The sequence below is a fragment of the Streptomyces sp. NPDC055254 genome, from assembly GCF_053606025.1.
Genome location: NZ_JBSGQV010000012.1, coordinates 77,022 through 90,678 on the forward strand (window position 1 = coordinate 77,022; position 13,657 = coordinate 90,678).

At 74.8% G+C, this 13,657-nt stretch carries 9 protein-coding genes; 2 read left to right on the top strand and 7 right to left on the bottom strand.

Features of this window, described 5'->3' with window-relative positions; translation table 11 throughout:
• Nucleotides 1–23: 23 nt before the first annotated feature.
• From ACWFQ8_RS15040 to ACWFQ8_RS15050, 3 genes are all read right to left on the bottom strand, one after another.
• A complete protein-coding gene (locus ACWFQ8_RS15040) occupies nucleotides 24–386 on the bottom strand; it encodes an iron chaperone (RefSeq protein WP_453786651.1) in 363 nt (120 codons plus the stop codon).
• Complete coding sequence (locus ACWFQ8_RS15045; protein ID WP_453786652.1) at nucleotides 386–1,324, bottom strand: EamA family transporter; 939 nt, start codon at nucleotides 1,322–1,324, stop codon at nucleotides 386–388. Before ACWFQ8_RS15045 ends, ACWFQ8_RS15040 begins: the two co-directional genes overlap by 1 nt.
• Before the next feature lie 97 nt (nucleotides 1,325–1,421).
• Entirely contained in the window at nucleotides 1,422–4,430 is a 3,009-nt protein-coding gene (locus ACWFQ8_RS15050) for an FAD-linked oxidase C-terminal domain-containing protein (RefSeq protein WP_453786727.1), read from the bottom strand.
• 295 nt (nucleotides 4,431–4,725) lie between these two features.
• On the opposite strand from ACWFQ8_RS15050, the gene serC reads away from it, so the two are divergent.
• Together serC and ACWFQ8_RS15060 are read left to right on the top strand one after the other, a co-directional pair.
• Nucleotides 4,726–5,844: a phosphoserine transaminase gene (gene serC / locus ACWFQ8_RS15055; RefSeq protein ID WP_453786653.1), complete on the top strand. Its 1,119-nt coding sequence runs from the start codon at nucleotides 4,726–4,728 to the stop codon at nucleotides 5,842–5,844.
• Nucleotides 5,845–6,085: 241 nt separating this feature from the next.
• Nucleotides 6,086–9,244, top strand: a complete 3,159-nt coding sequence (locus ACWFQ8_RS15060) for a sacsin N-terminal ATP-binding-like domain-containing protein (protein ID WP_453786728.1) — start codon at nucleotides 6,086–6,088, stop codon at nucleotides 9,242–9,244.
• A 66-nt stretch (nucleotides 9,245–9,310) separates the two neighbouring features.
• Here the strand turns inward: ACWFQ8_RS15060 and ACWFQ8_RS15065 are convergent, their stop codons facing one another.
• The 4 genes from ACWFQ8_RS15065 to ACWFQ8_RS15080 all read right to left on the bottom strand — a co-directional run bounded on the left by ACWFQ8_RS15065 (nucleotide 9,311) and on the right by ACWFQ8_RS15080 (nucleotide 13,530).
• On the bottom strand, nucleotides 9,311–9,664 hold the full coding sequence (locus tag ACWFQ8_RS15065) for a hypothetical protein (protein WP_453786654.1): 354 nt from the start codon (nucleotides 9,662–9,664) through the stop codon (nucleotides 9,311–9,313).
• Nucleotides 9,661–10,464: a DUF6232 family protein gene (locus tag ACWFQ8_RS15070; RefSeq protein ID WP_453786655.1), complete on the bottom strand. Its 804-nt coding sequence runs from the start codon at nucleotides 10,462–10,464 to the stop codon at nucleotides 9,661–9,663. Before ACWFQ8_RS15070 ends, ACWFQ8_RS15065 begins: the two co-directional genes overlap by 4 nt.
• Nucleotides 10,465–10,556: 92 nt before the next feature.
• Complete coding sequence (locus ACWFQ8_RS15075) at nucleotides 10,557–13,025, bottom strand: HAD-IC family P-type ATPase (RefSeq protein WP_453786656.1); 2,469 nt, start codon at nucleotides 13,023–13,025, stop codon at nucleotides 10,557–10,559.
• Between the two features lie 124 nt (nucleotides 13,026–13,149).
• On the bottom strand, nucleotides 13,150–13,530 hold the full coding sequence (locus ACWFQ8_RS15080) for a DUF2530 domain-containing protein (protein ID WP_453786657.1): 381 nt from the start codon (nucleotides 13,528–13,530) through the stop codon (nucleotides 13,150–13,152).
• Nucleotides 13,531–13,657 lie beyond the last annotated feature (127 nt).

The following is a 13,657-nucleotide window of genomic DNA, read 5'->3' on the forward strand; positions in this document are numbered from 1 at the left end:
CCGCGCGGATTTCGTAGCGCCGTTCAGCAGGTCTTGTCCGGGGCGGCTTCGGCGCGGGCCGTCGCGCGGAGGAGATCGCGCAGGAGCTCCCAGTCGACCTTGGCGGGGTTGCGGAAACGGAGGCAGGCCTTGCCCATGTCGTGGCCGGCCAGGCGGTCCGCGAAGGTGTCGCGGATGTCCGTACGCAGCAGGTAGAAGGAGAGGTACTGCTTCTGGTTCGCCCAGGCGATCTCCCCCACCGTCTCGCCGGCCCTGACGTACGCCGGCATGCCGTGGGCGACGATCTCCTCGAAGCCCGTCAGCTCCTCCACGCACAGCTCCCGCAGCCGCGTCAGCGCGGGCCGGCGGGCGTCCGGCGCTTCGGCCAGGTAGGTCTCGACGTCCATCAGGCTGTCTCCCGCTTGCGGATCTGGGACCGGACCGCACCCATGCTCGCCGCGATCACCAGGGCGATGGCCAGGGCGTCCAGCGCGGACAGGGCCTGGCTGAGGACGAGGAAGCCCGCCGTCGCGGCGATGGCCGGCTCCAGGCTCATGAGGATCGCGAAGGTGGGGGCCGGCAGCCGTCGCAGGGCGAGCATCTCCAGGGTGTACGGCAGCACGGAGGACAGTACGGCCACGCCGAGGCCCAGCGCGAGCGTGCTCGGGACCAGTAGGTCGGAGCCGGCTTCGAACACGCCCAGCGGCAGGGACAGTACGGCGGCCACGGCCATCGCCAGCGCCAGGCCGTCCGCCTGCGGGAAGCGGCGGCCCGTACGCGCGCTGAACACGATGTACGCCGCCCACATCACGCCCGCACCGAGCGCGAAGGCCGCACCCAGCGGGTCGAGGGAGCCGAAGCCGAGTCCGCCGCCGCCGTGGCCGGAGAGGAGGACCACTCCGCCGAGAGCGAGCGCGGCCCACAGCAGGTTCACCAGGCGCCGGGACGCGATGACGGAGAGGGCCAGCGGGCCGAGGACCTCCAGGGTGACGGCCGGGCCGAGCGGGATGCGGTCCACGGCCTGGTAGAAGAGGCCGTTCATGCCGGCCAGGGTGATGCCGAAGGCGAGCACCGTGCCCCAGTCGGCGCGGGAGTACCCGCGCACCTTGGGGCGGCACAGGAGCAGCAGCACGAGCGCGGCGGCCGCGAGGCGCAGCGTGACGACGCCCGCGGCGCCGGCCCTGGGCATGATCATGACCGCGAGGGCGGCGCCGAACTGCACCGAGATCCCCGCCGAGATCACCAGCGCGACCGGGCCGAGGCCGTTCCCCGTGGCGGGGAGCGGAACAACTGCTTCCGGAGCAGGGGCGGCGATGGTCGTCGAGGACGAGGGAAGTGCGGGCATCTCTCCAGATTACGGGGTTGGTAAGGGCCGTGCCCGCGTGTTTTGCCTTACATGTTTGCTACCGGCGGGTGTCGGGGCAGCGGATCCCGCGGGGCGGCTACGGCCGCTCGGTCGGGGGCTGTGACGGCTGCTCCGCGAGGCCGTCCCCGAGGCCGTCCGCCAAGCCGTCCGCCAGGAGTTCCGCCAGGTGGCGGGCCCGGCGGGACCGGGGCGGGCCCAGCTGGGCGATCTGCGTCCGGCACGAGAAGCCGTCCGCCTGGACCAGGGCGTCGGCCGGTGCCGCGCGCAGGGACGGCAGCAACTGCTCCTCCGCGCACGCCAGCGACACCTCGTGGTGGCCGGGCTCGAAGCCGAAGTTCCCGGCCAGGCCGCAGCAGCCACCGCTGAGCTCGCCGACGAGACCGGCGCGTTCGCGCAGCCGCCGGTCGGCGGCGTCGCCGAGTACCGCGTGCTGGTGGCAGTGGGTCTGGCCGACGACGGCCCGGTCGAGGCGGGGCGGGCGCCAGGCGGGGGCGTACTCCTCCAGGGTCTCCGCGAAGGTCCTGACGGCGGCCGCGAGGCGGTGGGCGCGGGGGTCGTCGGGGAGCAGGGCGGGGAGGTCGGTACGGAGGGCTGCGGCGCAGCTCGGCTCCAGGACCAGGACGGGGGCGTCGGCGTCGGCGTCGGCGTCCCGGGTGGCGAGGGTTGCCAGCGTGCGCCGCAGTACCGCGCGGGCGCGGTCGAGGCGGCCGGTGGAGACGTAGGTCAGCCCGCAGCAGACCCGGCCGGCGGGGAGGGTGACGGTCAGGCCGGCCGCCTCCAGCACCCGGACCGCTGCCCGGCCGGTCTCGGGGCTCAGGTACTCGGTGAAGGTGTCGGGCCACAACGTGACGGTGGGCGGCGGCGCCGAGCCAGGGCCCGCCGGGGACCGGGAGGAACCGGGACCCGACCCCTGCCGGCCCGCCGCGGGCTCCGCCCGGACCCGCGCCCCGAACGCCGGCGAGGCCGGATCGCCCGGAGCTCCGGCGCGCGGGCGGGACGGATCGCCCGGAGCCCCGACGGGCGGGTGGGACGGATCGCCCGGGGTCCGGGCGGCCGGGCGGGACGGGGCAGCCTGGGTCCCGGAGCGCGGGCGGGACGGATCGCCCGGAGCCCCGACGGGCAGACGGGACGGATCGGCCGGGGCCTTGTCCGCCGGCGGGGGCGGGGCAGCCGGGCGGTGGTGCCACCAGCGGTGGAAGGGTTCCGGGGCCAGGCGGGGCAGGGGGCGGGCGGCGGTGAGGCCCGGGACGGCGAGGGCGCGGGTCAGGGCGTTGGCCGGGCGGGTGGCTCGGAGGGCGGCGATCAGGCGGAGCCAGGTCGGGAGGCCGCCCAGGACGTAGTGGGCGAGCGGGCGCAGCCGGCCCGCCCAGTGGCGGTGCAGGAACTCCGCCTTGTACGCGGCCATGTCCACGCCCACCGGGCAGTCGCTGCGGCACCCCTTGCAGCCCAGACACAGGTCAAGCGCCTCGGCGACCTCCGCCGAGCGCCAGCCGTCGGTGACGATCTCCCCCGCCAGCATCTCGTGCAGCAGCCGCGCCCGGCCGCGCGTGGAGTGCCGTTCCTGCCCCGTGGCCCGGTACGACGGGCACATCACCTCCGGCCCGCCCGTCTCCGTGGTGCGGCACTTGGCGACCCCGACGCACTTCGCGACCTCCCCCGCGAACCCGGTGGCCGGCAGCACGGCGAAGCGGAGGTTCTCGTCCAGCCGCGCCGGCCGAACCAGCATGCCCGGGTTCATCCCGCCCGCCGGGTCCCACACGTCCTTGTACGCGCCGAAGAGCCGGACCGCCTCCGCCCCGTACATCCGCGGCAGCAGCTCCGCCCGCGCCTGCCCGTCGCCGTGCTCCCCCGACAGCGATCCGCCGTGGGAGACCACCAGGTCGGCCAGCTCCTCCGAGAAGGTACGGAAGCGGGCCACCCCGGACGGTGTCACCAGGTCGAAGTCGATCCGTACGTGGACGCAGCCCTCGCCGAAGTGCCCGTACGGCGATCCGCGCAGCCCGTGCGCCGCCAGCAGCGCCCGGAACTCCCTCAGGTACGCCCCCAGCCGGGCCGGCGGCACCGCGCAGTCCTCCCACCCGGGCCAGGCCGTCGAGCCGTCCGGCATCCGCGTGGCCGTCCCCGCCGCGTCCTCGCGCATGCGCCACAGGGCCCGCTGCCCCGCCGGGTCCGTGACCACCAGCGCGTCGAGCGCGTCGGCGCCCCGGACGAGCGCGCGCGCCCCGCCCTCGTCCCGCATCTCCACGAACAGCCAGGCCCCGCCCCGCGGCAGCCCCGTCGCACCGGCGACCAGGTCCCGCGCCATCCCCTCGACCGTCAGCGGCCCGTACGGCAGCAGCCCGGCGGCCGCGTCCGCCGCCCCGCTCTCGTCCCCGTACCCGAGCACCGCGAGCACCGGCGCGCGCGGCGCTTCCACCAGGCGCACCACGGCCTCGGTCACCACCCCGAGCGTGCCCTCGCTCCCGCAGAAGGCCCGCGTGAGCGAGACGCCCCGCTCGGGGAGCAGGGCGTCCAGGGCGTAGCCGGAGATCCGCCGGGAGAAACCCGCGGCCGAGGGCGGCGCCGGCATCGCGGTGCGCAGCGCGGCGAGGTTCCCGGCGACGAGTTCGCGCAGGCCCTCCGGAGCGCCCGCCCAGCCGGTGGACAGGCGGTACGGGGTGCCCCCGTAGGCGGTCACCGCCAGCTCCGCCACGTTGTCCGCGGTGGTCCCCCAGGCCACCGAGTGGGCGCCGCACGCGTTGTTGCCGATCATCCCGCCGAGGGTGCAGCGGGAGTGCGTGGAGGGGTCGGGCCCGAAGGTGAGCCCGTACGGGCGGACGGCGTCGCGGAGCCGGTCGAGGACCAGCCCGGGCTGGACGACGGCGGTTCGCGCGGCCGGGTCCACCGCCACGAGGGCGTTCATGTGCCGGGTGAGGTCGAGCACCACGCCCACCCCCGTCGCCTGGCCGGCGACGGAGGTTCCGCCGCCGCGCGGGACGACGGGGACCCCGGCATCGGCGCACAGCCGCAGCGCCGCGGCCACGTCGTCGGCGTCGCGCGGGGTGATCACGCCCAGCGGGACACGCCGGTAGTTGGAGGCGTCCATGGTGGCCAGGGCCCGGGCGGCGACGCCGAAGTCGACCTCCCCGCGCAGGTCCGCCCGCAGGGCCCGCTCCAGTTCCGGGCCCGGCCCGCGCCCGGCTCCCGGCCCCGTACCGCGCCCGGTCCCACCTCCCGCACGGCCCCGTCCCGTACCGCGCCCGGCTCCGCTGCCGTCCGCGCCCTCACGTTCCCCTGGAGACGTCACACACCCACCCTGCCACCCCGGCGGCCGAGTCCACCGCGTCTCACCCGGTGGACTCGGCTCCGACTCGCGGACCTGGACCGGATACGCTCCGCTCGTGGCTGAGATCCAGATTCCCGCTGACATCAAGCCCGCCGACGGACGCTTCGGCGCGGGCCCCTCCAAGGTGCGGACCGAGGCGCTGGACGCCCTCGCCGCCACCGGTACCTCCCTGCTCGGAACCTCGCACCGCCAGGCCCCGGTCAAGAACCTGGTGGGCTCGGTGCGCCAGGGTGTCCGGGACCTCTTCTCCCTTCCCGAGGGCTACGAGGTGATCCTGGGCAACGGCGGCTCCACCGCCTTCTGGGACATCGCGACCCACGGACTGATCGAGCAGAAGTCCCAGCACCTCACCTTCGGCGAGTTCTCCTCCAAGTTCGCCAAGGCCGCCGAACTCGCGCCGTGGCTGGACGCGCCCTCGGTGATCTCCTCGGCGCCGGGCACGCACCCCGAGCCGCAGGCCGAGGCGGGCGTGGACGTGTACGCGTACACCCACAACGAGACCTCGACGGGTGTCGCCGCGCCGCTCAAGCGCGTCACGGGCGCCGACGCCGGGTCCCTCGTTCTGGTGGACGCGACCTCGGGCGCCGGCGGCCTGCCGGTGGACATCACCGAGACCGACGTCTACTACTTCGCCCCGCAGAAGTCCTTCGCCTCGGACGGCGGCCTGTGGCTGGCCGCGTTCTCCCCGGCCGCCCTGGAGCGCGCGCAGCGCGTGCACGACTCGGGCCGCCACATCCCGGAGTTCTTCTCCCTGCCGACGGCGATCGACAACTCGCTCAAGAACCAGACGTACAACACCCCCGCGCTGTCGACCCTCTTCCTGCTGAACGAGCAGCTGGAGTGGCTCAACGGCCAGGGCGGACTGGAGTTCGCGACCGGCCGTACGTCGGCCAGCGCGCGCAACCTGTACGGCTGGGCGGAGGCGTCGAAGTACGCGACCCCGTTCGTCGTGGACGCCGACAAGCGCTCGGCCGTCATCGGCACGATCGACTTCTCCGACGAGATCGACGCGGCGGCCGTCGCCAAGGTGCTGCGCGCCAACGGCATCGTGGACACCGAGCCGTACCGCAAGCTCGGCCGCAACCAGCTGCGCGTCGCGATGTTCCCGGCGATCGACCCGGCGGACGTGCAGGCCCTGACCGCCTGCATCGACTACGTGATCGAGAAGCTCTAGCCCCGGCTCCGGCCCCGCGCCGGCCCCGGCTCCCGCGCGCCGAGCCCCCGGTGACCTTCCGTCACCGGGGGCTCCGCCGTTCTCCGCCGCCGCCCCCGGGGACCCAGGGGTGCCGACGTCGTGGTGTTCGCCCACCTCACGGGCCGGCGGCAGCTCCGTACGCGGTACCGTCAGCAGGTTCGGGGCAGGTGAGGTCCCGGCGGTCTTGTAGGCAGCACAGCATGGAGGCAGCGGCGTGAACGTGCGAGTGACGGCGGCACAGAACGGCGTGGACCCCTTCGGCACGGCCCGGCTGCGGCGCGGGGTGCTCGACGCATGGGGCGCGGGCCCGGCCCGCTTCCGCGAGGACGCCAACGCCGAGGAGGACCTCGCGCTCGGCGGCTACCGCGACCGGCTCGTCGTCGAGCTGGCGCAGAACGCGGCCGACGCCGCCGCCCGGGCCCAGGTGCCCGGCCGACTTCGCCTCACCCTGCACGCGGGCGTCGGCGGCCACGCCGTGCTCGCCGTCGCCAACACCGGGGCCCCGCTCGACGCGACGGGCGTGGAGTCGCTGAGCACCCTGCGCGCCTCCGCCAAGCGGGAGCCCGCCGCGGCCGCCCCCGCGGCCGGCACCGGGACCGACGCCGGCGCCGGCCCCGCCACGAGCGTCGGCCGCTTCGGCGTCGGCTTCGCGGCCGTCCTCGCGGTGTCCGACGAACCCGCCGTACTGGGCCGGCACGGCGGAGTCCGCTGGTCCATGGCCGAGGCCCGCGAGCTGGCCCGGGGCGCCGCCGTCGGCAGCCCCGGCCTCGGCGACGAACTGCGTCGCCGCGACGGCCACGTGCCGCTGCTCCGCCTCCCGCTGCCCGCCGAGGGCACCGCCCCCGAGGGCTACGACACCGTCGTGGTCCTCCCGCTGCGCGACGCCGCCGCCGAAGACCTCGCCGAGCGGCTGCTGGCCGGCATCGACGACGCGCTGCTGCTGACCCTGCCCGGGCTGCGCGAGATCGTCGTGGAGACCCCGACCGCGGGCACCCGTACGCTGCTGCGCCGCGACGAGGGCGCGTACACCGTCATCGAGGACTCCCTGACGGGCACGAACCGCTGGCGCACCGTCCGCCACGGCGGCCCCATCGAGCGGGCGCTGCTCGCCGACCGGCCCGTGGAGGAGCGGCTGCGGCCCGCCTGGGCGGTGTCCTGGGCCGTCCCCGTCGACGCCGACGGCGCCCCGGTCCGCCCCGCCACCGCGCCCGTGGTGCACGCCCCGACCCCCACCGACGAGCCGCTGGGCATCCCCGCGCTGCTCATCGCGACCCTGCCCCTGGACACCACCCGCCGCCACCCCGCGCCCGGACCGCTGACCGACTTCCTCGTGGAGCGCGCCGCCGACGCGTACGCCGAACTCCTCGGCGCCTGGGACCCGGTGACCACCGCCCTCGTGGACCTGGTCCCCGGGCCGCTCGGCAAGGGCGAGCTGGACGGCGCCCTGCGCGCGGCCGTCCTGCGGCGGCTCCCCCGTACGGCGTTCCTGGCGCCCGCCGCGCCGCCCGAGCACGCGGGGGAACGCGCCGCGCTGCGCCCGTTCGAGGCGGAGGTCGTGGAGGGCGCGGGCGCCGACACCGTACGGGTCCTGGCCGAGGTGCTGCCGACGCTGCTCCCGGCCGGCCTGGAGCGCCGCGCCGAACTGCGCATCCTGGGCGTGGGCCGGCTCCCGCTCGGTGACGCCATCGAGCGGATCGCGGGCATCGAGCGGACCCCCGACTGGTGGCACCGGCTCTACGACAGCCTGGCCGGGGTGGACCCCGACCGGCTGTCCGGGCTGCCCGTACCGCTCGCCGACGGCCGTACCGCGATCGGCCCCCGGCACCTGCTGCTGCCGGGCGTGGACACTCCGGCGAACCTGGCCCGGCTGGGGTTGAAGGTGGCCCACCCGGACGCCGCGCACCCCCTGCTGGAGAAGCTCGGTGCGCTCCCGGCGACCCCGCGCGCGGTCCTGAGGACCCCGCAGGTACGGGCGGCCGTCGCGGCCTCCCTGGAGGCCGGCGAGATCTGGGACGAGGACGCACTCGACCCGGAGGAGCTGGCCGACGTGGTCCTGGGCCTGGTCCGCGACGCCGACCTGTCCCCGGGCGACGAGCCGTGGCTGGGCGCGCTGGCGCTGCCGGACGAGGACGGGGAGCCGACCCCGGCCGGCGAGCTGCTGCTGCCCGGGTCGCCGCTGGCCTCGGTGGTCCGGGAGGACGAGATCCCGTACGTGGACCCCGAGCTGGCCGAGCGCTGGGGCGCCGGCCCGCTCACCGCCTGCGGTGTACTGGCCGACTTCCAACTGGTGCGTGCCACGGACGTGGTGCTCGACCCGGACGAGATGGAGCCCCGCGAGGGGGACTTCGCCGAGCCGGACGACGCGGGCCTGCTGGACGCGGTGGACGTGTGGTGCGAGGACGTACTGGACCAGCTGCCGGAGCTGCCCGTACCGCCGGTGGCGACCGAGCTCGTCGCCGTCCGCGACCTCGATCTGGTCGACGACGACTGCTGGCCGCAGGCCCTGGCGATGCTCGCGCGGCCGCCGCTGCGGGACGCGCTGACCCAGCCGGTACGGATCCTGCTGCCGGACGGCACCACCACGTCCGTGCGCCCGTACACCGCGTGGTGGCTGCGCGACCACCCGGTGCTCGACGGGCGCCGCCCGGCGGGTCTGCGCGCGGCGGGCGGCGATCCGCTGCTGGACGGCCTCTACACCTCGGCCGACGCCACCGGTTTCGAGGACGAGCAGGTGCTGCGGGCGCTCGGCGTACGGACCAGCGTGTCCGCCCTGCTGGACGAGCCCGGCGGGGCGGCCGAGCTGCTGGGCCGGCTCGCCGACCCGGACCGCGAGGTGACGGGCGGCCAGCTGCACGGGCTCTACGGGGCGCTGGCCGACCTCGATCCCGAACAGGTCACCCTGCCGGACGAGCTGCGGGCGGTGGTGGACGGCGAGGTGCTGGTGGTGGACGCGGCGGACGCGGTCGTCGTGGACGCCCCGGACCTGCTGCCGCTGACGGCCGGCCTGCCGCTGCTGCCCGTTCCGCCGTCCCGGGCGGCGGAGCTCGCGGAGCTGCTCCAGGTCCGCCGCCTCTCGGAGACGGTTCCGGCGGAGGTCAGCACGCCCGGTACGGAGCACGAGGTCCCGGAGTCGGTACTGATGCTGCTCGGTCCGGCCGCGCCGCGCACGTACGTGGAGCACGAGGAGCTGATCGCCGGGGGCGTGGAACTGGACTGGCGCCGCACTCCGGACGGCACCCTGCACGCTTCCACCCTGGAGGGCGTGGCCGCGGGGCTGGCCTGGGCGGCGGGGCAGTGGCCCCGCCGGTTCGAGGTGGCGGCCCTGCTGGAGGACCCGTCGCGGACGGCGGAGCTGGCCCGCGACCGCTGGTTCGACTGACGTGCGGCCGCGCCCGCGCGGCGGGAGCACCGTGCGCGGGCGCGGACGAGAGCGGCGCGGCCGCCGTCAGGTCCCGAGGAGTTCCAGCAGGGCGCGGACGGAGTCGAGGACGGGTTGGCCGATCGCGCCCACGGTGGCGGCGATCCCGGCGACGGCCACCAGCGCGCGGCGCCGCGCCTCGGGGGCCACGTCCGGGTCGGCGGTGATCGCCGGGAGGGACTCGTCCAGGTACTGCGCGGACTGCGGCGGCAGCTGGGCGTGCAAGTCCCTGATCAGCACGACCAGCTCGCCGATCGCCCGCTCCAGCCCGGGATCGGCGGCCGGGGCGGCGGGCGCCGCGTGGTGGTTCACCATCCCGGTGTTGCCCTGGCCGCCGTGCATGTTGACGACGTTGCCGAAGTTGTAGCTGTCGCCGCTCATCCGTTCGCCACCCCCGTGTTGCCGCTGCCTCCGTACATGTTCACGGTATCGCCGAAGTAGTAGTTGCTCGGGTTGCTGATCGTCAGCGCCTCGACCTTGACGCGGAGTTCGGTGTCCGGGTTCTCGATGGCGTGCGCGATCTGGTGGACGAGTCGGTCGAGCTCCTCGGGGCGGCCCGTCACGAGGGCCGTGGACACGCCGTTCGTCTCCACGGCCATGACGTGGTGCGGCCGCGCGGTCACGACGGTGAGCATCTCCGTGAAGAAGTAGATCAGGGCGACCACGGCGACCGTCCAGGCGAACCGGACGGGGCCCTTGTTCTCCTCCTCTTGGAGGAAACCGCCCATGTCACCCAGGACGGAGAAGCCCAGGGCCACCAGGAGGGTGATACCCGACCGGCGCAGGAAGCGGGCCACGGCCTCCCCGCGTCGCGGGTGGAGGACGAAGGTGTAGACGCGGGCGATGTTCCGCAGCGGGTAGGCCGCGCCGCCGACCCACAGGAGTCTTTTGGTGACGGCCAGTTCCAGCGAGTGCCGAGGGACGGGGGCCGCCCTGGCGGCCGAGGTCGCCGAAGTCGCGAACGGCAGCCCCGCCGCGGCGGCGGGCGACTGCGCGGCGGGGTCGGCCGGCGGTCTCTCCCAGGGCCGGCGCGGCGGCACGGGCGGCGCGGGCGGCGGCGCGGTGGGTGGCGCGGTGGGTGGCGGTGTCGAAGGCGCGGTGGGCGGCGCCGGCGGTGGCGCGGCCGGTGACTCCGGCGGCCTGGCCGGTTCCGGCGCCTGGGGCGACCCGGTCGTCTCCATGCTTCCCCCTGAGATGGACCCGCGACGGAGCGGAGCCTCATTAACCACCCGGTGCGCTCGGGTCACAAGGCGAATTCCGGCCGCCGGCCAGATCAGGCGGGGAACTTCCGGTCGACCCAGCGGAAGAGGAACTCGATCAGCGCCGCCGCACCGGCCGCGACGCCCACCGCGATCCACGGCATGGTGGTGCCCTCCAGTTCCAGCTGGAAGAACTCCTGCAGCCACGGCACGGCGAGGACGATCAGGAACGCCCCGCCCATCGCGCCGACCAGGCCCACCCGCCACCACGTGTACGGGCGGGCGATGATCGCAAGGACCCACATCGAGGTCAGGAACAGCGTGAGCGTCGCCGCGCTGGTCTCCGACTTCAGGGCGTCCGCGCCGGAGTAGTGGGCGCGGGCGACCACGTACGTCACGAAGGTGGCCGTCGCCGCGACCACACCGCCCGGGATCGCGTACCGCATCACGCGCTTCACGAAGTGCGGCTTGGCGCGCTCCTTGTTCGGGGCCAGGGCCAGGAAGAAAGCGGGGATGCCGATGGTCAGGGTGGACAGCAGGGTCAGGTGGCGGGGCAGGAAGGGGTACTCGACCTGCGAGCAGACCACCAGGACCGCCAGCAGTACCGAGTAGACCGTCTTCGTGAGGAAGAGCGTGGCCACGCGGGTGATGTTGCCGATGACCCGGCGTCCCTCGGCGACCACGGAGGGCAGCGTCGAGAAGCTGTTGTTCAGCAGCACGATCTGGGCGACGGCGCGCGTCGCCTCCGAGCCGCAGCCCATGCTGACGCCGATGTCCGCGTCCTTGAGCGCGAGCACGTCGTTGACGCCGTCGCCGGTCATCGCGACGGTGTGGCCCCTGGACTGGAGGGCCGCGACCATGTCGCGCTTCTGCTGCGGGGTGACGCGGCCGAAGACGGAGTTCTCGTCGAGGACCTTCGCCATCTGCTCCCGGTCGGTGGGCAGCCGCCGGGCATCGACGGTGTTCTCCGCGCCGGGCAGCCCGAGCTTGCCGGCGACCGCGCCGACGGAGACGGCGTTGTCACCCGAGATGACCTTCGCCCTGACGTTCTGGTCCGCGAAGTAGCGCAGGGTGTCGGCGGCGTCGGGGCGCAGCCGCTGCTCCAGGACGACCAGGGCGGTCGGCCTGACGTCGGCGGCGACGGCCGGGTCGTCGAGCTCGCGGGCGGAGCGGGCGAGCAGCAGGACCCGTAGGCCCTGTGCGTTGAGGTCGTCGATCTCCTCCAGGGCCGGGTCGTCCGCCGGCAGCAGCACGTCGGGGGCGCCGAGCAGCCAGGTGTTGTTCTCGCCGTCGCCCTCGCTGAAGCTGGCGCCGCTGTACTTGCGGGCGGAGGAGAACGGCAGGGATTCGGTGCAGCGCCACTCCGCGCTGTCGGGGTAGGCGTCGATGATGGCCTGGAGGCTGGCGTTGGGCCTCGGGTCGGACTCGCCGAGCGCGCCGAGCACCTTCGTGACGTAGCCGGCTTCCGCGCCGCCGAGGGTACGGAGCTCGGTGACGTCCATGCCGCCCTCGGTGAGGGTGCCGGTCTTGTCGAGGCATACGACGTCGACGCGGGCGAGGCCCTCGATGGCGGGGAGTTCCTGGACCAGGCACTGCTTGCGGCCGAGCCGGACGACACCGATCGCGAAGGCGACGGAGGTGAGGAGCACGAGGCCCTCGGGGATCATCGGGACGATGCCGCCCACGGTCCGGGCGATGGAGTCCTTGAGGTCGGTGTCCTTGACGATCAGCTGGCTGATGATGAGGCCGATCGAGGTCGGGATCATCATCCACGTGACGTACTTGAGGATGGTGGAGATGCCGGAGCGCAGTTCGGAGTGGACGAGCGTGAACCGGGAGGCCTCTTCGGCGAGCTGGGCGGCGTAGGCCTCGCGGCCGACCTTGGTGGCGGTGAAGGCGCCACCGCCGGCGACCACGAAGGAGCCGGACATGACCGGGTCGCCGGGCTTCTTGAGGACGGGGTCGGCCTCGCCGGTGAGCAGGGACTCGTCGATCTCCAAGCCGTCCGCCTCGCCCACGGAGCCGTCGACGACGACCTTGTCGCCGGGGCCGAGTTCGATGACGTCGCCGAGGACGATCTCGGAGGTGGAGATCTCGGCGGTCCGGCCGTCGCGGCGGACAGCGGGTTTGGCCTCGCCGATGACGGCGAGGCCGTCGAGGGTCTTCTTGGCGCGCAGTTCCTGGATGATGCCGATGCCGGTGTTCGCGACGATCACGAAGCCGAAGAGGCTGTCCTGGATCGGCGCGACGAAGAGCATGATCACCCAGAGCACGCCGATGATCGCGTTGAACCGGGTGCAGACGTTGCCGCGGACGATGTCGGCGGTGGAGCGCGAAGAGCGGACGGGGACGTCGTTGACGTCGCCGCGCGCGACGCGCTCGGCGACCTCGGCCGTGGTGAGGCCGCCCGGCTTGAAACGGGGGGCGGGCGGCTTGACCGGGTGTACCGGGTCCAGCTCGGCCCCCGCGTCGATGGCCGTGCCGGCGCTGCCGCGGCCGCCCGGCTCCGGTCCGTCGGATTCGATCTTCGCCCGCTGCGTCATGCTTCCGACGGTAGAGGGCCCGGGAAGGCTTCACCCGCCGAGTGGTCATAAGATCCGACTTCGGGATGACCCGAATCCTCCGCCGGTAGCCCCTCGGCGCGGCGGCCGGCACGGCGCGCGGCGGCTAGAGCGTGTCCTCGGGCGCCGTCGGTCCGGTGGACCCGGTCCTCCCGTCCGGCGCCGTCGGTCCGGTGGACCCGGTCCGCCCGTCCCGCGCCGTCGGTCCGTCCCCCGGCGGCGCCGCGTGCTCGGCCGCCCGCTCGGCCGCGTGCCGCTTGAGGGCGGCGTCGCGGCCGCGGACGTACCAGATGCCGATCAGGCCGAGGAGGCCGCCGGCCGCGCAGGTCCACACCCACCACAGCTGCCCCCGGTCGGCGAACCACCCGTAGAAGGGGAGCTGGACGACGAACAGGGCGAACCAGAGGATCGTGCCGCCGGTGACGGTCGCGACGACCGGGCCCTCCAGGGGTTCGGGCGCCTCGTGCTTCGCAGTCCATTTCGCCATGCGGCAAGTCTAGGCGGGCCGGTCCGGGCCCCTTCGCCGCCCGCCCCTCCGGACGCCCGCGGCCTTTCCCAAGGGCCCCGGCGCGGCTCGCCGCGGGGTCTACGCGCGGAGATGGACGCCCTTTCCT